The organism is Mesorhizobium sp. LSHC420B00 (assembly GCF_000503055.1).
Taxonomy (GTDB): Bacteria; Pseudomonadota; Alphaproteobacteria; order Rhizobiales; family Rhizobiaceae; genus Mesorhizobium.
The window spans coordinates 21,996-39,848 of sequence record NZ_AYVY01000014.1 but is presented as its reverse complement, the minus strand read 5'-3'; the positions used below and the strand labels follow the sequence as shown (position 1 = coordinate 39,848).

Here is a 17,853-nt window from a genome sequence, read left to right as displayed (position 1 = left end):
GCACAAGGTACCACAGCTACGTGGTCCGTTCAGCCTCCGAAATAGCTTGGCTGGTCGATATCGACGATGAGCCCGGGTCCGCTCGGCGCCCAGCCCAGCAGCGCGCGGGTTCGCTCGCTTGAAGTCGGGACATCCATCGCCGCGAACATCGTGAACCAGCCAAAATGATCGCCGGCCTCTTCGGCGGACTTGGCGACGACCGGCACGTTCAGGCGCCGGCCGATCACGCCAGCGATGTCCTTGAACGGCACGCCTTCTTCGGCGATCGCGTGATAGCGCCCGCCACCGGCGCCATGCTCGAGCGCAAGCCGGTAGATGCGGGCGGCATCGAACCGATGCACGGCGGGCCAGCGATTGAGCCCTTCGCCGACATAGGCCGACACGCCCTTCTTGCGAGCAAGGTCGATGAGGATCGGAACAAAGGCGTGGTCGCCCTGGCCATGGACCGACGGCGGAAGGCGGACAACCGACGCGCACACCCCGCGTGCCGCCAGCGCGGCGGCTGTCGCTTCGGAGGCGCGGGGATACGAAGCGGAAGCGGGGACAGGCGCATCTTCCTCCGTCGCGATACGGCCCCGCGCCTGGAGCGCGGTTCCGGAGGTGACGAGCAGGGGGCGCTCGGAGCCTTCGAGTGCACCGCCCATCGCCTCGATGGCGCGCCGGTCCATTTCGCAGTTTTGCGCGAACTTCGAAAAGTCATGGTTGAACCCGGTGTGGATCACCGCATCGGCGGCTGCCGCACCCCTGCGCAGGTTCTCCAGGTCTTCGAGGTCGCCTCGATGCACCTCGGCTCCAGTCGCGGCAAGCGACTTGGCCGACGCCTCCGAGCGGGCGAGGCCGAGCACCTGATGGCCGGCACCGATGAGTTCTTGAACGACGGCAGAACCGACGAATCCGGTCGCTCCGGTAAGGAAAACACGCATCACGACTTCTCCTTGTTCATTTCTGACCACGACCATGTTCGCGGCCCGGTGGCGTCGTGATAGGCGCTTGAGAAAATACGATCTATGCGGCAAAGTCCGTATTATCTTCGCAATCGTCCGGAATGACCCATGGATCCCCTTTCAGATGTGCTCTCGCTGCTGAAGCCGCGAAACTATATGTCGGCCGGCTTCGATGCAGGTGGTGAATGGTCGATCCAGTTCCCCGACCAGCAGCAAAGCATCAAGACGGGAGCGGTGGTCTCGGGCCGGTGCTGGCTTTCGCTGGAGGGCGTTGCCGACGCAGTGCACCTTGAGACGGGGGACTGTTTCCTGCTGCCGAGCGGACGGCCTTTCCGCCTTGCAAGCGACATGGGCCTGGCGCCTGTTGAAGCCGTCAAGATTTTTCCGCCAGCGCGAGCCGGCGGTGTCGTGACCCACAATGGCGGCGGTGATTTCTTTCTGGTCAGCAGCCGCTTCGCGCTTGGCGGCAATCATGCCGGCATCCTGTTGCGGATGCTGCCAGCCATTGTGCATATCCGCAAAGAGTCGGACCAGTCTGCGCTGCGCTGGTCGGTGGAGCGGATGATGCAGGAGCTGCGCGAGCCACAACCGGGCGGCTTTCTGGTGATCCGGCACCTCGCCCACATGATGCTGGTTCAGGCGCTGCGGCTGCATCTTTCGGAAGGATTGAAAGGTGGCATCGGCTGGCTCTTTGCCCTGGCGGACAAACAGATGGGCGCGGCGATCAGCGCCATGCATGACGATCCGGCGCATGGCTGGACGTTACAGGAGCTGGCGGAACGGGCCGGCATGTCGCGATCGACCTTTGCGCTTAGATTCAAGGAGACGGTCGGCGCATCGCCCATGGACTATTTGACGCGCTGGCGAATGCTGCTGGCCGGCGACCGGCTGACGAATTCCAGCGATCCCGTCGCCGTCATCGCGCTGTCGCTCGGTTACGAATCCGAAAGCGCCTTCAGCACAGCCTTCAAGCGGGTCATGAACTGTTCGCCACGGCAAAACGGTCGTGGCCGAGCCCCCGGCTTCGCATCACGCAACGAGGCGGAAGCCGCCTGAGCCGATCGGCTTGAGCGTCTCGCGGGTTGGAGGTTCCACCGTCTCACCGGAATTTAACCGCATTGGTGCAGCATGGCGCCGGTGCTACTAACGCTTCGATTCCAGACTCCTTTCAACGGTTGCTGTCCCCATGAGCCAGAGATCCTGCCTGTCCATCATCCTCGCTGCCGGTGAAGGCACGCGCATGAAGAGTGCGGTGCCGAAAGTGCTGCACACAATCGCCGGCCTGCCGATGGTTGCCCACGTCGTCAAGGCGGCTGAAGCCGCCGGCAGCGGTGATCTGGCGCTGGTGATCGGCCATGGCGCCGACGAGATGCGCAAGGCGGCACTCAAGTTCGCGCCGAAGGTCGAGACTTTTGTTCAGGAAAAGCGCCTCGGCACCGCGCACGCCGTGCTTGCCGCGCGGGCAGTGATATCAAGGGGTTATGATGACATCCTGGTGATGTTTGGCGACACGCCGTTAATCGATCCGGAAGCACTGGCGGCGGCGCGGCTGAAGCTGGCCGAAGGTGCGGCTGTCGTCGTGGTCGGCTTCCGTACGGAAAATCCTTCGGGCTACGGCCGGCTTATCGAAAAGGCCGGCAAGCTCGTCGCCATCCGCGAGGAGAAGGACTGTTCGGACGAGGAGAAGAAAATCACCTTCTGCAATGGCGGGCTGATGGCGGTCGCCGGCAGGCATGCGCTGAAGCTGCTCGATCAAGTCGGCAGCAAGAACGCCAAGGGCGAGTATTATCTCACCGACATCGTCGAGATCGCCGCTGCGCAAGGACTTGATGTCGTCGCCATCGAAGCCAGTTTCGAAAATGCGCTCGGCATCAACAACCGCGCCGAGCTTGCCCAGGCGGAAGGCATCTGGCAGGCGCGCCGGCGGCATGAAGCGATGCTTTCCGGCGTGACGCTGATTGCGCCAGAAACCGTGTTCTTCTCGCACGACACCGATATCGGGGCCGATACGATCATCGAGCCCAATGTCTGGTTCGGGCCGGGCGTGAAAATCGCCACGGGCGCCAAGATCCATGCCTTCAGCCATATCGAAGGCGCAACCATCGCGTCGAATTGCGATGTCGGGCCGTTCGCGCGGCTGCGGCCCGGGGCCGATCTGAGAAACAAAGCCAAGGTCGGCAATTTCTGCGAGGTAAAGCAAGCGATCGTCGAGGAGGGCGCCAAGGTCAACCACCTGACCTATATCGGCGATGCCCGCATCGGCGCAGGCGCCAATATCGGCGCCGGCACCATCACCTGCAATTATGACGGTTATTCGAAATTCTTCACCGATATCGGCGAGGGCGCCTTCATCGGCTCGAATTCCTCGCTGGTGGCGCCGGTGTCGATCGGCAAGGGCGGCTACATCGCCTCGGGCAGCGTCATCACCGAAAGCGTGCCCGACGATGCACTGGCCTTCGGCCGTGCCCGCCAGCGGACTCTGCCCGGCAAGGGCAAGGAGTTGCGCGAACGGTTCGCTTCGGCCGCGGCTGCCCACAAAAAAGGATAGCCTAACGGAACTCAGCGACAAGCTGGATTTCCCCAACGATTGCATCGTTGAAGGCGGACAGGTCTTCGGCCGGGATCCAGTATTCCAGATGCGCCCGGCTGCCGGCATGCTGGACGCTGTAACGGTCCAGAAAGCTGCGGCGCACCTCGAAACGGGTCACGAAACCTGATCCGCTCGCGGGCACATTCCAGTCTCGGGCGATCTGGGTGGCATAGGCCTCGCTCGTTACCGGATAGAAGATCGGCTGATCGGCAAGTCGAGGAGGAAAGGCGCGCATCCCTGAACTCTGGATCAACTCCAGTTCGCGTGGCCCAACCGGACGCCAAAGTGTCACCGTGTCAATTCGTTCGTTCATGGCCGCATCATGTCTTTGACTGATTTCAGGAGCCTTTGAGGCGAGATAGGATATATGAGCGGAGAAACTGAGCAATTGCAGTAACCGGATTGCAAGAGCGCTCTGTGATGGTGCATCTGTGCAGGATAGTCCGGCTGATACCGGACGAAATGGAATGTGATTTTTCGCGGTAGCCAGGCAGTCTCTAAATAGTGCCGGGTTTGAAGTCAGAGTCGGGGGAAGCGCCATGTGCGGTATCGTTGGAATAGTCGGTAACTCGCCGGTCGCGCCGCTTATCGTCGATGCGCTGAAAAGGCTCGAATATCGCGGCTATGATTCGGCCGGCGTCGCGACCATCGATCATGGCCATCTCGCCCGTCGCCGTGCCGAAGGCAAGCTGATCAATCTCGAGCGCCGGCTGAAGGACGAACCGCTCGGTGGCACGATCGGCATCGGCCACACGCGCTGGGCAACGCATGGCGTGCCGAACGAGACCAATGCGCATCCGCATTTTTCCGACGGGCTCGCCATCGTCCATAACGGCATTATCGAGAATTTCGCCGAATTGCGCGATGAGTTGATCCGCGACGGCTATACGTTTTCCTCGCAGACCGACACCGAGGTCGTCGCCCATCTGGTGGCGCGCGAACTGGCCAGGGGCCTGAAGCCGGTCGAGGCCGCGCATCAGGCGCTGAAGCGGCTGGAAGGCGCCTTTGCGCTGGCCATCATGTTTAAGGGCGACGAGGATCTGATCGTCGGCGCCCGCAATGGCCCGCCGCTGGCCGTCGGACATGGCGATGGCGAGATGTTCCTGGGCTCCGACGCCATCGCGCTTGCCCCGTTCACCAACTCGATCACCTATCTGGAAGACGGCGACTGGGCGGTAGTGCGCCGCAACGACGTTGCCATCTTCGACATGGACGGCAACAAGGTCGACCGCAAACGCCAGCAGTCGCTCAGCACGAGCTTCATGGTCGACAAGGGCAACCGGCGCCATTTCATGGAAAAGGAAATCCACGAACAGCCGGAAGTGATCTCGCACACGCTGGCACATTATGTGGATTTCGTCGGTGGCGTCTCGAAGCCGCTCGACCTGCCATTCGATTTCGCCAAGATCGACCGGCTGGCGATTTCGGCCTGTGGCACCGCTTATCTCGCCGGGTTGATCAGCAAATACTGGTTCGAGCGCTATGCGCGGCTGCCGGTCGACATCGATGTCGCCTCGGAGTTCCGCTACCGCGAGATGCCGCTGTCGAAGACCGATGCCGCCTTCTTTATCTCGCAATCGGGCGAGACGGCGGACACACTGGCGTCGCTGCGCTACTGCCGCAAGGCCGGCATGAAGATCGGTGTTGTGGTCAATGTGCGCGAATCGACCATGGCGCGCGAATCCGACGTCATCCTGCCGACACTGGCCGGCCCGGAGATCGGCGTCGCCTCGACCAAGGCGTTCACCTGCCAGCTCTCCGTGCTGGCTTCGCTGGCGGTGCGAGCTGGTATGGCGCGTGGAACCATTTCGCCCGAGCAGGAGAAGACACTGGTGCGCGCGCTATCCGAAGCGCCGCGTTACGCCAACCAGGTGCTGAAGCTCGATGGGCAGATCGAAAAGATCGCTCGCGACCTCTCGCACTACAAGAATGTACTTTACCTCGGCCGCGACACCAATTTTCCGCTGGCCATGGAAGGCGCGCTGAAGCTCAAGGAAATTTCCTATATCCACGCCGAAGGCTATGCCGCCGGCGAGCTGAAGCACGGGCCGATCGCACTGATCGATGAGAACATGCCTGTCATCGTCATCGCCCCGCACGACCGCATCTTCGAAAAGACGGTGTCGAACATGCAAGAGGTGGCGGCGCGCGGCGGCAAGATCATCCTGATCACCGACAGCAAGGGCGCTGCACACGCTACGGTGAAGACGATGGAGACGATCGTTTTGCCGGACGTGCCGGAAATCATCTCGCCGATCATCTACGCGCTGCCGATCCAGATGCTCGCCTATTTCACCGCCGTGTTCATGGGCACGGACGTCGACCAGCCTCGCAACCTGGCGAAATCGGTAACGGTGGAATAGGTCTCGTTTAAAAACTTCGCAATTCCAAAGCGCCTTCGGGTTCAGTAGTGTCGCGTTGCAAACACACGCTGCGGTGAACCATGTCGGATGCTCTCAAGACCTCAGGCATGACCCGGCTGAGAAACTATTTCCTGACCGGCTTCGTCGTTTGCGCGCCATTGGCGATCACCGCCTACATTGCCTGGTCGCTTATCGGCTGGGTCGATTCCTGGGTGAAACCCTACATCCCGGTACGCTACAATCCGGACACCTACCTGCCGTTTCCAGTGCCGGGTTTTGGGCTGATCGTTGCCCTGATCCTCATCACCTTTATCGGTTTCCTGACAGCCAATATCGTCGGTCGCGCCATCGTCAACTTCGGCGAGCGCCTGCTTGGCCGCATGCCGCTGGTGCGCGGCATCTACGGCTCGCTGAAGCAGATTTTCGAGACCGTGCTGTCGAACAAGGGCGACATGTTCCGCCAGGTCGGGTTGGTCGAATATCCGCGCAAGGGGGTCTGGTCGCTGGTCTTCGTCGCCAGCGAGAAGGAAACCGAGATCAACCAGAAGCTCGACCAGCAAGGCGATCCGCTGATTGCGGTGTTCATGCCGTGTACGCCTAACCCGACTACGGGCTTTCTGATGTATGTACCGAAATCCGACATCGTGCTGCTCGACATGACGATCGAGGACGGAGCCAAGCTGATCGTTTCGGCCGGCCTGGTGGCGCCGGCGGTCAAAATGGTGACGGTGAACGGCGAGCAGATCCACGGCGCGCTCGCCAATCCGCCGCTCGACGCGATGCCTCAGCCGGCGCGCAGGAGCCGCACGGCCTCGTCGCGGCCGAATAGATAGAGCAGCAGGCGCAGCGCCGTGCCGCGTTCGGACTGCAGTTCCGGATCACGCGACAGGATCAGCCGCGCATCGTCGCGGGCGGCCTCGAGCAGGTCGGCATGCGCCTCGATGCGCGCCACCTGGAAGCCCGGCGTGCCGGATTGGCGGGTGCCGAGCAACTCGCCTTCGCCGCGCAGCTTCAGATCCTCTTCGGCGATGCGGAAGCCGTCCTCGGTCTCGCGCATCACCGACAGCCGGCGTTTGGCCGTCTCGCCAATCGGGTCCTTGTAGAGCAGCACGCAGGACGACGGCTTGTCGCCGCGCCCGACCCGGCCGCGCAATTGGTGCAACTGGGCAAGGCCAAAACGCTCGGCATGCTCGATGACCATGATTGTTGCGTCAGGCACATCGACGCCGACCTCGATCACCGTGGTGGCGATCAGGATGCGCGTTTCACCCTGCTTGAAGGCGCGCATCGCCTCGTCCTTGTCGGCGCCCTTCATGCGGCCATGCACCAGGCCAATCCGATCACCGAACAGCGGCTTCAGCGAGGCAAAACGGTCCTCGGCCGACATCAGCTTGATCTCCTCGGATTCCTCAACCAGCGGACAGATCCAGTAGATTTTCTGGCCATCGGCGACAGCGTCGAGCATGCGGCCGATCAGCTCGTCGAGCCGTTCAAGCGGCAAGGTGACGGTGCGGATCGGCTGGCGGCCGGCCGGCTTTTCCGTCAGCTTCGACACGTCCATGTCGCCGAAGGCAGTCAGCACCAGCGTCCGCGGTATCGGCGTTGCCGTCATCACCAGCATGTCGGGCGCATCGCCCTTGGCAGTGATGGCAAGGCGCTGGTGGACGCCGAAACGGTGCTGCTCGTCGACGACGGCGAACACGAGGTCATGGAACGTCACCGTTTGCTGGAACAGCGCATGGGTGCCGACGACGATGTCGATGTCGCCATTGGCCAGCCCGGTCAGCGTGTCGGCGCGCTCGCGGCCGTTTTCGCGGCCGGTGAGGATGGCGACGCGCAAGCCGGACCGTTCCGCCAACGGCGCAATCGTTGCCAGATGCTGGCGCGCCAGGATTTCGGTCGGCGCCATCAATGCCGCCTGGCCGCCGGCCTCGACGGCACGCGCCATGGCAAGCNATGGCAAGCAGCGCGACCACCGTCTTGCCGGAGCCGACATCGCCCTGCAAAAGGCGCAGCATGCGTTCGGGGTCGCCGAGATCGGCGTTGATTTCGGCAAGCGCCATTTCCTGCGACATGGTCAGCGAATAAGGGAGTGCCGCGCGCAATTGTTCGACTATGCGGCCGTCGCCAACGAGTGGCCGGCCCGATAATCGGCGGACCTTGGCCCGGACCAGCGCCAGCGATACCTGGCCGGCCAAGAACTCGTCATAGGCAAGGCGCCGCCACGCCGCGCCGTCGACCGAGACGTCGATCGGGTCGGCAGGATTGTGGACCCGGGTGAGCGCATCGCCGAAAGCAGGAAAGGCGTGGCGGCGCCGGAACTCGCCGTCCTGCCATTCGGGCAGCACCGGCAGGCGGGCCAGCGCTTGGCCAATCGCCCGGCGCAGCACCTTGCCCGAGAGCCCGGCGGTCAGCGGATAGACCGGCTCGACCAATGGGAGGTTTTCTGCGTCGCCGGCAAGTGCGATATGGTCGGGATGAACCATGGTCGGGCGGCCGTTGAACCATTCCATGCGGCCCGAGACGACGACATGCTCGCCTACGGGCATCGCTTTTTCGAGATAGGCGGCATGGGCATGGAAGAAGGTCAGCGCGATCTCGCCAGTGTCGTCATGGGCGTAGACCCGGTAGGGTACCGACCTGTTGCCACGCGGCGGCGGCTGGTGGCGGTCGATGCGCACATCGAGCGTGACGATTGCGCCCTCGGCCGAACCGGCGATGCCCGGCCGGTTGCGGCGATCGATGACAGTATGCGGCAGCACGAACAAGAGGTCGCCGGCGCGCGCTGCCCGGTCGCCGAGATCCGCCGCCACGACTTTCTCGATCAATACGCCAACCTTCGACCCGACGCCGGCAAGCGAGGTGATCGGGACAAACAGCGGATCGAGGAGGGAGGGACGCATGATGTCAGCTTATGTTGCGCCGGCCGGAGCGCAAGGCTGACACCGCCTTCTATCCACGCTATATGCGCCGCCTGGGCAAGGATGTTGCACGATGACCGGAACGACTCGATCAAGCGAGGGGCTCGATACCCGCCGCCGCAAGCTTCTGTTTCGTTCGTGGCACCGCGGCATGCGCGAGATGGACCTGATACTCGGCAGCTTCGCCGATGCCGAGATCGGCGCCTTGACCGGCGACGAAATCGACCAATATGAGAGGCTTCTCGACATTCCCGACACCGAATTCCTGCCTATCGTCACCGGCGAGCGCCCGGTTCCGACGGATATAGATTGTGCCGTCCTGCAAAAAATCCTGGCTTCGCGCCGGGACATGACCTTCTGAACAACGTGTAGCCATGAGCCTTATCCCTACGATCGGTCTGCCGAAAGGCCGCGCCGGCCAGTTCATTGTCGATGGCGTCGCCGACGGCTACGAAGCCTTTGCGCTGGTGCAGGCTGCGCACGAGATCGCCCCTGACAAGCCGGTGCTTTTCGTGGCACGCGACGGCCAGCGTCTGCCGGCGATCGTCGAGGCGCTTGCCTTTGCCGCGCCGGGCCTGCCGGTGCTGGAACTGCCGGCCTGGGATTGCCTGCCTTACGACCGCGTCTCGCCCGGCGCCGATGCCGCCGCAAGGCGGCTCGATGCGCTGGCAGCAATGATTGCGCTGGCGAAGAGGCCGCACCGCGCCGTCATTCTCACCACCGCGAATGCGTTGCTTCAGCGCATTCCGCCGGCGGAACTCGTCGAGGCGCAGACCTTTCACGCCAAGCCCGGTAACCAGATCGACATGAACGTACTGGTGTCGCGGCTGGAGACTTCCGGCTTCGAGCGGGTACCGACGGTGCGCGGCATCGGCGAATTTGCAGTGCGGGGCGGCATCCTCGATCTCTTCGCGCCCGGATGGGCGGAGGCGCTGCGCCTCGATTTCTTCGGCGATACGCTGGAATCGATCCGCGTCTTCGACACCGCAACACAGAGAACCACCGGCCAGCGCAAGTCGATGGCGTTGCAGGCGATGAGCGAGGTGGCGCTGACGCCGGAAACCATCAGCCGCTTCCGCCGTGCCTATATCGAAGCCTTTGGCGCACCCTCGCGCGACGATGGGCTCTATGCGGCGGTCAGCGAGGGCAGGCGGTTTGCCGGCATGGAGCACTGGCTGCCGTTCTTCCATGAGCGGCTGGAAACCGTCTTCGACTATCTACCCGACGCGCCTGTGGTTTTCGACCATCTGGCGCATGAGGCACTGGCCGAGCGCCACACTCTGATCCTCGACCACTACGAAGCGCGCAAGAAGCAGGCCGACGGCGCCTTGAAGGACGCGGTGCCCTACAAGCCGGTGCCGCCGGATCTGCTCTATCTGTCGCCAGAGAACCTGATTGCCTCGCTTGGCCCGCGCGAAGCAATAGACTTCACGTCGTTCGATGCGCCCGATGCCGGTGCGAAAAAGGTGTTCCATGCCGGCTCGCGCCACGGCCGCAGCTTCGTCGAGGAACGCGCCGACCCTAGCGCCAACGTTTTCGACGTCGTCGTAAAACACATTTCCGACGAGCGCGCTGCACGCCGCCGCGTCATCGTCGCCGGCTGGACCGAGGGTTCGCTCGACCGGCTTGGTCAGATCCTGGCCGAGCATCATCTTGGCAATCTGAAGCCGGTGGCGACGCTTGCCGAAGCCGAAAGGCTTGAGCCGGGGCAGGCGGGACTGGCCGTGCTACCGCTCGAATCCGGCTTCGAGACGGAGAAACTGGTCGTTGTCGCCGAGCAGGACATTCTCGGCGACCGGCTGATCCGACGCTCGAAGCGCAAGAAGCGCGCGTCCGACTTCATCGCCGAGGCTTCGGCGTTGTCCTCGGGCGATATTGTCGTCCATTCCGATCATGGCATTGGCCGTTTCATCGGGTTGCGTACCATCGAGGCGGTTGGTGCGCCTCACGATTGCCTCGAAATCCACTATGCCGGCGATGATCGGCTGTTCCTGCCTGTGGAAAACATCGAGCTGCTGTCGCGCTATGGCTCGGATTCGGCCGAGGCGACGCTCGACAAGCTTGGCGGCGGCGCCTGGCAATCGCGCAAGGCGCGGCTGAAGAAGCGCCTGCTCGACATGGCCGGGCAGCTGATCCGCATCGCCGCCGAGCGGCAGATGCGGGCCGCACCGGCGCTGGTGCCGGCGGAAGGCCTCTATGGCGAGTTTGCAGCGCGTTTTCCCTATGAGGAGACCGATGACCAGCAGACGGCGATCGATTCGGTCATGGATGATCTAGGCGCCGGAAAGCCGATGGACCGGCTGATCTGCGGCGATGTCGGCTTCGGCAAGACCGAAGTTGCACTTCGCGCCGCCTTCATCGCGGCGATGGAAGGCGTTCAGGTGGCGGTGGTGGTGCCGACGACATTGTTGTCGCGCCAGCATTTCAAGACCTTCTCGCAGCGCTTCTCGGGCCTGCCGATCCGTGTCGCCCAGGCCTCGCGGCTGGTCGGCGCCAAGGAACTGGCCGAGGCCAAGAAGGGCATCGCCGAAGGTCAGGTTGACATTGTCGTCGGCACGCACGCGCTGCTCGGCTCCTCGATCTCGTTCAAGAATCTGGGCCTGCTGATCATCGACGAGGAGCAGCATTTCGGCGTCAAGCACAAGGAACGGCTGAAAGACCTGAAGACCGACGTCCACGTCCTGACTTTGTCGGCGACGCCGATCCCGCGAACGTTGCAGCTTGCCTTGACCGGCGTGCGCGAGCTGTCGCTGATCGCTACGCCGCCGGTCGACCGCATGGCGGTGCGCACCTTCATCTCGCCCTTCGATCCGCTGGTCATCCGCGAAACGTTGCTGCGCGAGCGCTACCGTGGCGGCCATTCCTTCTATGTCGTGCCGCGCATCAGCGATCTCGCGGAAATCCATGATTTTCTGCGCGAATCCGTGCCTGAGCTGAAAGTGGCGGTGGCGCATGGCCAGATGCCGCCGGGCGAACTCGACGACATCATGAACGCCTTCTATGACGGCCAGTACGATGTGCTTTTGTCGACCACCATCGTCGAATCCGGCCTCGATATCCCGACCGCCAACACGCTGATAGTGCACCGCGCCGATATGTTCGGACTGTCGCAGCTCTATCAGCTGCGCGGCCGTGTCGGCCGTTCGAAGGTGCGCGCCTACGCGCTGTTCACACTGCCCGCCAACCGCAAGCTCACCGATACAGCCGAGCGTCGGCTGAAAGTGCTGCAGTCGCTCGATACGCTCGGCGCCGGTTTCCAACTGGCTAGCCACGACCTCGATATCCGCGGCGCCGGCAATCTGCTCGGCGAAGAGCAGTCGGGCCACATCAAGGAGGTTGGTTTCGAGCTCTACCAACAGATGCTGGAGGAGGCGGTGGCCGAAGTGAAGGATTCCGGCGAGGTGCAGGACGGCGGCTGGTCGCCGCAGATCGCCGTCGGCACAGCGGTGATGATCCCGGAAAGCTATGTCCCGGACCTGCAGCTCAGGCTGGCGCTCTATCGCCGTCTTGGCGATCTCGAAAATACGGCAGAGATCGATGCTTTCGGCGCCGAGCTGATCGACCGGTTCGGGACGCTGCCGGAAGAGGTAAAACATCTGTTGAAGATCGTCTTCATCAAGGCGCTTTGCCGCAAGGCCAACGTCGAGAAGCTCGACGCCGGGCCGAAAGGCGTCGTCATCCATTTCCGCAAGCGGGAATTCCCCAATCCGGTCGGGCTGGTCAAGCTCATCGGCGAACAGGGCTCGCTGGCCAAGATCCGGCCCGACCAGAGCGTCGTCTTCAGCCGCGACTGGCCGACCCCCGAAAAGCGGCTGGCAGGCTCGGCGGTTGTCATGACGCAGTTGGCACGGCTGGTGGAGAAGGCGGCGGCATAGCAGGGTGTCGCTGGTGCTCTGGGCACAGCCGCACCGGCACTTTCACCGTGCCGTGCCCATTCGCCACGCGGCCAATTCCGGTCTAGAATAGGAAATCGGCTTCGTGTATGGAGCCGCGACCCCATATTGGGCGGATTGGCGGGCGATGGCGTCCGTGCGAAAGAGCGTTGGGTGCTTCGATGACGAAATGGTCGCCGAATTCGTGGAGAGCTAAGCCGATCCAGCAGGTTCCTGCCTATCCGGACCTTGTCGCGCTGAGGAACACGGAAGCCCAGCTCGCCACCTTTCCGCCGTTGGTTTTTGCAGGTGAGGCGCGCAAGCTGAAGAAGCAGCTTGCAGCCGTCGCTGCCGGGGACGCATTCCTTCTGCAGGGTGGCGATTGCGCCGAGAGCTTCGCCGAGCATGGCGCCGACAATATCCGCGACTTCTTCCGCGTCTTTTTGCAGATGTCGGTGGTACTGACCTTCGCCGGCGCGCAGCCGGTGGTGAAGGTCGGCCGTGTCGCCGGCCAGTTCGCCAAGCCGCGCTCGTCCGACAATGAGACCAAGGGCGGTGTGACGCTGCCCAGCTATCGCGGCGACATCATCAATGGCATCGAGTTCGATGCCAAGTCGCGCATTCCCGATCCTGCGCGGCAGGAGATGGCGTACCGCCAGTCGGCGGCGACGCTCAACCTGTTGCGCGCCTTCGCCCAGGGCGGCTACGCCAGCCTGGAGAACGTGCATCAATGGATGCTCGGCTTCGTGTCCGACAGCCCGCAGGGCGAGAAATACGAGTCGCTCGCCAACCGCATCACCGAGACGATGGACTTCATGAAGGCCGTCGGCATCACCTCGGAGACCAATTACGCACTGCGCGAGACCGATTTCTACACCAGCCACGAAGCGCTGCTGCTCGGTTATGAAGAGGCGCTGACCCGCGTCGATTCGACTTCGGGCGACTGGTACGCCACCTCCGGCCACATGATCTGGATCGGCGATCGCACGCGCCAACCCGACCACGCGCATGTCGAATACTGCCGTGGCATCAAGAACCCGCTCGGCCTGAAATGTGGCCCGTCGCTGACGCCGGACGGCCTGTTGCAGCTCATCGACCTGCTCAATCCGGAGAATGAGCCTGGCCGGCTGACGCTGATTGCCCGCTTCGGTTCCGATAAGGTCGCCGAACATCTGCCCAAACTGGTGCGCGCGGTGCAGAAGGAAGGCCGCAGCGTGGTGTGGTCTTCCGATCCGATGCATGGCAACACCATCGAGGCCGCCGGCTACAAGACACGGCCGTTCGACCGCATCCTGAAGGAGGTGCAGACCTTCTTCGAGGTGCATCGCGCCGAAGGCACGCATCCCGGCGGCATCCACATCGAGATGACCGGCAAAAACGTCACCGAATGCACCGGTGGTGCCCGCGCCATCACCGCCGAAGAACTGCAGGATCGCTACCACACCCATTGCGACCCGCGCCTCAACGCTGACCAGGCGATCGAGCTGGCCTTCCTGGTATCCGATCTGCTCAAGAAGACCCATCCGGTCCAGCACAAGCAGGCCGTCAACGGCTGATGCGATCTGAACTTTGATGTATTGGAAAAGCGCCGGAGAAATCCGGCGCTTTTTGTATTCAATCCGGCGGGTGTCGCATTTGCTCGTGCCTAACGCGCGCAAAACTGGAATCCTGCCAAGCGATGGCAATTGCATTGGGAGGCCGAGATGGCTGACAGTCACAGCGGATCATGCTTGTGCGGGGCAGTGCGGTTGCAGACGCGAGGACCGCTACGCGGCGTTATCTACTGCCATTGCTCGCAGTGCCGAAAGCAGAGCGGGCATTTTTATGCCGCGACCAATGTTGCCGATCGCGACATCACAATCGCCGGCGCAGAGAACGTCACCTGGTACGAGGCATCTTCGTTCGCCGCGCGCGGCTTCTGCAAGATATGCGGCTCTCTGCTGTTCTGGAAGCCGATGGAGGGTGGCTACGTTTCGGTCATGGCCGGCCTGTTCGACGCGCCAACCGGACTTCAAGGGGAATGTCATATCTTTGTCGGCGACAAGGGCGACTATTACGCGATCGACGACGGGCTGCCGCAGTTCGAGAAGTCGACGCCGTCGATCAAGGTAGCAGACGGCTGATTTTTGAAGAGGCCGCCTTATTCCCTTGATCCAGCCATTGCGCTATCCCCTGCCGGTGATTCCGAAGGGTTTTGGCATGCAGCGGCTGATCGACGCTTTTTACAATTCGGTGCGGGCGTTTCGCAAACTGGCCGCCGGCGAGGAGGCCTTCCAGCTGGAACTGGTCCTGCTTGTGCTTGCGCTGCCGCTCGGCTGGTTCCTTTCAGAATCGTGGCGCGGCTATGCCCTGCTGATCGGTGCGGTGCTGCTCATGATCATGATCGAAGTGCTGAACACCGGCATTGAGGCGGCATGCGACGCGTTCAGCCGCGAATTCAACATCGACATCCAGCTAGCCAAGGATTGCGGTTCGCTGGCGGTGCTGATTTCGGTGGTGATCGTCGCCGGCGTCTGGGGCGTCGCAGTCATCGAGCGCATCGTTGGGGTACCGATCTGAGGTTTCAGGCACCACATGCCGGTTAATCGAGGAGACCGATATGGCCGATACCGCCGGATTTCTGCTGCTTGAACGTGAGGGCCTGCCGGACGATCTGCGCTGGCTGGTGGAAAAATATCCGCGCGAGGACTGGCAGGCGCATGCCAACATCCACGGCATGGCCAATATGTGGCTGCAGCGGCACGACATGTTCCGCGACCTTGGCGGCATGCTCACCAACGGCATTGGCGATTATCGTGAGGGCAGGCTGAACGCGCCGGAATTCGCACGCTGGTTCGCGCCGCGCCTCAATCATTTCCTCGGCAATCTCGATGGCCACCACAATGTCGAGGACCATCACTATTTCCCGGTCTTCGCCAGGGCCGAGACTCGTCTGAAGCGCGGCTTCGAAATCCTGGATGCCGACCACCACACAATCCATGAGGGACTGGAGCGCAATGCCGAGGCGGCAAATGCCTTCATCGGCACGCTTCAGGAGAGCGAGGACAAACAGCGCTTCGCCGCCGATGCCTATGCCGACGAGAACAGCCGGCTGATCGCCATGTTGACCCGGCATCTTGCCGACGAGGAAGACCTGATCATTCCGCTGATCCTCGAGAAGGGCGACCGCGCGCTCGGCATTGATTGACGATCAGCTTCCCTTGCGAAGCTCCTTCTTGGCGAGGACGTGCGACGCCAGCCAGCCGAGGATGGCCACAACGAGACCGATGACCAGGGCGATCAGCAACCGCTCGTGGCGGGCCAGCGCCTGGCCGACGATGCGCTCCGCGCCCAGCCCGAAGACATAACCGACAGTGCAGAACAGTGCCGCCCAGACTACCGACGAGATGGCGTTGAGGATGACGAAGCGCGCTGCGGCGATGCCCGACAGCCCGGCTGCGATACCACCGACCAGGCGCAGGCCATAGATGTAGCGGTTCGACAGCACGAAAATGTTGGGATGAGAGGTGACAAGGCGGTAGGCGTGGCTGAACCCTGGCCGGGCTCGGAGTCCGATCACGAATTTATGGTCGGCGAAGCTCCGTCCCAGGATGAAAAAGAACGTGTCGCCACCGAAGGCGCCGAGCGCCGCCGCGAGGAAGGCCTGCCACGGGACGAAGACATGCTGATGCGCAAAGAAACCGCCAAGGATGGCGGCGCTTTCGCCCTCGGCGACGCAGCCCAGAAAAACCGCGACCAGCCCATATTGCTCAATGAGACGATGAATGGCTTCCGTCATGAAGACGTCCGCTGCTTCGACAGAATCTCGTCGATGCGCTTCACCTGCTCGGCCAGCCGGGCGATCTCGTCTCGCATGCCGATGATCTGGCTGTGGCGCAGTTCGTCGAGCTTTTCATGCAACGCCATGATCTCGATCTCGGCCTTGAGATTAACCTCATAGTCGTGGGCGGCGTCGATACGATCGCGCTCGGTCTGGCGGTTCTGCGCCATCATGATCACTGGCGCCTGCAGGGCAGCAACCATGGAAAGCACGAGATTGAGGAAGATGAAAGGATAGGGATCGAAGGCGGCGCGCGACAAGAGCCAGACATTGCCTGCCGTCCACAGGATCAGGAAGCCAATGAATGTCAGGATGAAGGACCACGAACCGCCGATCCGGGCGATGGTGTCAGCCAGGCGGTCGCCAAACGTCTGGTGAAAGGCGACGGCCTTGTTGGTGTCCTTGGAGATCGTGGTGCGCTCGAGCGTTGATTGCAGCACCCGGCTTTCGAGCGCGCTGAGGCCGTCCGGCTTTCGCTTCAGCCAGCGGTTTGCCAGGTCCTCGATCGTTTTGTTCATCGTCGCCTCCGTCGTCAGCGATAGAGGTAGAAGCTGCCGGTTCATACGGGAAGTGGTAGATTGACGCGATGGGGTCAGGAAACAATGGTGGATTTTCAGAAGATTCGCGCCCGTGCGGCGAAACGCAAAGGCGGTGAGGCAGCGCTGACGTCGCTGCTGGGCCCTACGCCCGACAATGCCGCGCTGGCAAAGATTGCGGATGACCGGATCCTGTCGACCATGGCCGAACGGGTCTTTGCCGCCGGCTTCGTCTGGCGCGTCATCGAGCAGAAATGGCCAGGTTTCGAGGAAGCATTTCTTGGCTTCGAGCCGAAGCGGCTGCTGTTCCAGCCTGACGATTTCTGGCACGATCTCACCGCCGACAAGCGCATCGTGCGCAATCCGCAGAAGATCAAGTCGGTACGCGACAACGCAGCCTTCGTCGAGCGCGTGTCGAAGGAGCATGGCAGCTTCGGCAAGTTCCTCGCCGACTGGCCGGCCGGCGATCAGGTCGGGCTGATGGCTTATCTCGGCAAGCACGGGAGCCGGCTCGGCGGCAATACCGGCCAGTATTTTCTGCGCTGGCTGGAGTGGGACGCCTTCATCGTCTCGGCCGACATGGCGGCAGCGCTGCGCGACGCCGGGCTCGACATCGCGCAGAGCCCGACATCGAAGAAGGACCTAGACAAGATCCAGGTGCAGATCAACGCCTGGGCGGCGGAGACCGAGCTGCCGCGCCGACACATTTCGCGCATTCTGGCAATGTCGATCGGCGAGAACCATCCGCCGGAGGCGCTACGCGAATATATGGGCGAATAGGACCGATTGTTTGGTCCAAACGAACGC

15 protein-coding genes and 1 pseudogene are annotated in these 17,853 nt (G+C 62.6%); 11 read left to right on the top strand and 5 right to left on the bottom strand.

All coding sequences use genetic code 11. The features are described 5' to 3' along the window. Positions 1 to 29 precede the first annotated feature (29 nt). Positions 30 to 923 carry an SDR family oxidoreductase gene (locus X760_RS59240; protein WP_023720099.1) on the bottom strand — a complete coding sequence of 298 codons (894 nt, stop codon included), beginning with the start codon at positions 921 to 923 and terminating at the stop codon, positions 30 to 32. 129 nt (positions 924 to 1,052) lie between these two features. Between X760_RS59240 and X760_RS59235 the strand changes: the two genes are divergently transcribed. After that, on the top strand, positions 1,053 to 2,000 hold the full coding sequence (locus X760_RS59235) for an AraC family transcriptional regulator (protein WP_023720098.1): 948 nt from the start codon (positions 1,053 to 1,055) through the stop codon (positions 1,998 to 2,000). A 130-nt stretch (positions 2,001 to 2,130) separates the two neighbouring features. Continuing rightward, a complete protein-coding gene (gene glmU / locus X760_RS59230; RefSeq protein WP_023720097.1) occupies positions 2,131 to 3,492 on the top strand; it encodes a bifunctional UDP-N-acetylglucosamine diphosphorylase/glucosamine-1-phosphate N-acetyltransferase GlmU in 1,362 nt (453 codons plus the stop codon). 1 nt (position 3,493) lies between these two features. Here glmU and X760_RS59225 read toward each other — a convergent pair whose 3' ends face one another. Continuing rightward, on the bottom strand, positions 3,494 to 3,847 hold the full coding sequence (locus X760_RS59225; RefSeq protein ID WP_031194321.1) for a hypothetical protein: 354 nt from the start codon (positions 3,845 to 3,847) through the stop codon (positions 3,494 to 3,496). A 226-nt stretch (positions 3,848 to 4,073) separates the two neighbouring features. Between X760_RS59225 and glmS the strand changes: the two genes are divergently transcribed. Together glmS and X760_RS59215 are read left to right on the top strand one after the other, a co-directional pair. Continuing rightward, on the top strand, positions 4,074 to 5,897 hold the full coding sequence (glmS, locus tag X760_RS59220; protein ID WP_023720095.1) for a glutamine--fructose-6-phosphate transaminase (isomerizing): 1,824 nt from the start codon (positions 4,074 to 4,076) through the stop codon (positions 5,895 to 5,897). A gap of 80 nt (positions 5,898 to 5,977) precedes the next feature. Next, the gene (locus X760_RS59215; protein WP_031194320.1) at positions 5,978 to 6,730 is read left to right on the top strand and encodes a DUF502 domain-containing protein; all 753 of its coding nucleotides are present in this window, start codon (positions 5,978 to 5,980) and stop codon (positions 6,728 to 6,730) included. On the opposite strand, the pseudogene recG reads toward X760_RS59215, so the two are convergent. After that, a pseudogene (gene recG, locus X760_RS59210) lies at positions 6,682 to 8,800 on the bottom strand (ATP-dependent DNA helicase RecG). The gene X760_RS59215 and the pseudogene recG sit on opposite strands and share 49 nt — an antisense overlap. A 91-nt stretch (positions 8,801 to 8,891) precedes the next feature. Between recG and X760_RS59205 the strand changes: the two are divergent. From X760_RS59205 to X760_RS59180, 6 genes are all read left to right on the top strand, one after another. Further along, positions 8,892 to 9,179, top strand: coding sequence for a succinate dehydrogenase assembly factor 2 (locus tag X760_RS59205; RefSeq protein ID WP_023720093.1), 288 nt, complete (start codon positions 8,892 to 8,894; stop codon positions 9,177 to 9,179). A gap of 13 nt (positions 9,180 to 9,192) precedes the next feature. Next, on the top strand, positions 9,193 to 12,693 hold the full coding sequence (gene mfd, locus X760_RS59200) for a transcription-repair coupling factor (RefSeq protein WP_023720092.1): 3,501 nt from the start codon (positions 9,193 to 9,195) through the stop codon (positions 12,691 to 12,693). 179 nt (positions 12,694 to 12,872) lie between these two features. Then, positions 12,873 to 14,246: a 3-deoxy-7-phosphoheptulonate synthase class II gene (locus X760_RS59195; protein ID WP_023720091.1), complete on the top strand. Its 1,374-nt coding sequence runs from the start codon at positions 12,873 to 12,875 to the stop codon at positions 14,244 to 14,246. 147 nt (positions 14,247 to 14,393) lie between these two features. Further along, entirely contained in the window at positions 14,394 to 14,813 is a 420-nt protein-coding gene (locus X760_RS59190; RefSeq protein WP_023720090.1) for a GFA family protein, read from the top strand. A 76-nt stretch (positions 14,814 to 14,889) separates the two neighbouring features. Then, the gene (locus X760_RS59185; protein ID WP_023720089.1) at positions 14,890 to 15,249 is read left to right on the top strand and encodes a diacylglycerol kinase; all 360 of its coding nucleotides are present in this window, start codon (positions 14,890 to 14,892) and stop codon (positions 15,247 to 15,249) included. A gap of 40 nt (positions 15,250 to 15,289) precedes the next feature. Beyond that, the gene (locus X760_RS59180) at positions 15,290 to 15,877 is read left to right on the top strand and encodes a hemerythrin domain-containing protein (RefSeq protein WP_023720088.1); all 588 of its coding nucleotides are present in this window, start codon (positions 15,290 to 15,292) and stop codon (positions 15,875 to 15,877) included. A 3-nt stretch (positions 15,878 to 15,880) separates the two neighbouring features. On the opposite strand, the gene X760_RS59175 is transcribed toward X760_RS59180, so the two are convergent. Together X760_RS59175 and X760_RS59170 are read right to left on the bottom strand one after the other, a co-directional pair. After that, positions 15,881 to 16,468 (bottom strand): DedA family protein, encoded by a 588-nt coding sequence (locus X760_RS59175; protein WP_023720087.1) that lies wholly within the window; start codon positions 16,466 to 16,468, stop codon positions 15,881 to 15,883. Continuing rightward, the gene (locus X760_RS59170; RefSeq protein WP_023720086.1) at positions 16,465 to 17,028 is read right to left on the bottom strand and encodes a DUF1003 domain-containing protein; all 564 of its coding nucleotides are present in this window, start codon (positions 17,026 to 17,028) and stop codon (positions 16,465 to 16,467) included. The genes X760_RS59175 and X760_RS59170 overlap by 4 nt, the downstream gene beginning before the upstream one ends. Before the next feature lie 84 nt (positions 17,029 to 17,112). Here X760_RS59170 and X760_RS59165 point away from each other — a divergent pair, with 84 nt between their 5' ends. After that, positions 17,113 to 17,826 carry a DNA-3-methyladenine glycosylase I gene (locus tag X760_RS59165; protein ID WP_023720085.1) on the top strand — a complete coding sequence of 238 codons (714 nt, stop codon included), beginning with the start codon at positions 17,113 to 17,115 and terminating at the stop codon, positions 17,824 to 17,826. Positions 17,827 to 17,853: the final 27 nt, after the last annotated feature.

What these genes read in the sequence shown, in the direction of transcription:
- X760_RS59240 (WP_023720099.1), bottom strand. Translation starts at nt 923, where the DNA reads ATGCGTGTTTTCCTTACCGGAGCGACCGGATTCGTCGGTTCTGCCGTC.
- X760_RS59235 (WP_023720098.1), top strand. Translation starts at nt 1,053, where the DNA reads ATGGATCCCCTTTCAGATGTGCTCTCGCTGCTGAAGCCGCGAAACTAT.
- glmU (WP_023720097.1), top strand. Translation starts at nt 2,131, where the DNA reads ATGAGCCAGAGATCCTGCCTGTCCATCATCCTCGCTGCCGGTGAAGGC.
- X760_RS59225 (WP_031194321.1), bottom strand. Translation starts at nt 3,847, where the DNA reads ATGAACGAACGAATTGACACGGTGACACTTTGGCGTCCGGTTGGGCCA.
- glmS (WP_023720095.1), top strand. Translation starts at nt 4,074, where the DNA reads ATGTGCGGTATCGTTGGAATAGTCGGTAACTCGCCGGTCGCGCCGCTT.
- X760_RS59215 (WP_031194320.1), top strand. Translation starts at nt 5,978, where the DNA reads ATGTCGGATGCTCTCAAGACCTCAGGCATGACCCGGCTGAGAAACTAT.
- X760_RS59205 (WP_023720093.1), top strand. Translation starts at nt 8,892, where the DNA reads ATGACCGGAACGACTCGATCAAGCGAGGGGCTCGATACCCGCCGCCGC.
- mfd (WP_023720092.1), top strand. Translation starts at nt 9,193, where the DNA reads ATGAGCCTTATCCCTACGATCGGTCTGCCGAAAGGCCGCGCCGGCCAG.
- X760_RS59195 (WP_023720091.1), top strand. Translation starts at nt 12,873, where the DNA reads ATGACGAAATGGTCGCCGAATTCGTGGAGAGCTAAGCCGATCCAGCAG.
- X760_RS59190 (WP_023720090.1), top strand. Translation starts at nt 14,394, where the DNA reads ATGGCTGACAGTCACAGCGGATCATGCTTGTGCGGGGCAGTGCGGTTG.
- X760_RS59185 (WP_023720089.1), top strand. Translation starts at nt 14,890, where the DNA reads ATGCAGCGGCTGATCGACGCTTTTTACAATTCGGTGCGGGCGTTTCGC.
- X760_RS59180 (WP_023720088.1), top strand. Translation starts at nt 15,290, where the DNA reads ATGGCCGATACCGCCGGATTTCTGCTGCTTGAACGTGAGGGCCTGCCG.
- X760_RS59175 (WP_023720087.1), bottom strand. Translation starts at nt 16,468, where the DNA reads ATGACGGAAGCCATTCATCGTCTCATTGAGCAATATGGGCTGGTCGCG.
- X760_RS59170 (WP_023720086.1), bottom strand. Translation starts at nt 17,028, where the DNA reads ATGAACAAAACGATCGAGGACCTGGCAAACCGCTGGCTGAAGCGAAAG.
- X760_RS59165 (WP_023720085.1), top strand. Translation starts at nt 17,113, where the DNA reads ATGGTGGATTTTCAGAAGATTCGCGCCCGTGCGGCGAAACGCAAAGGC.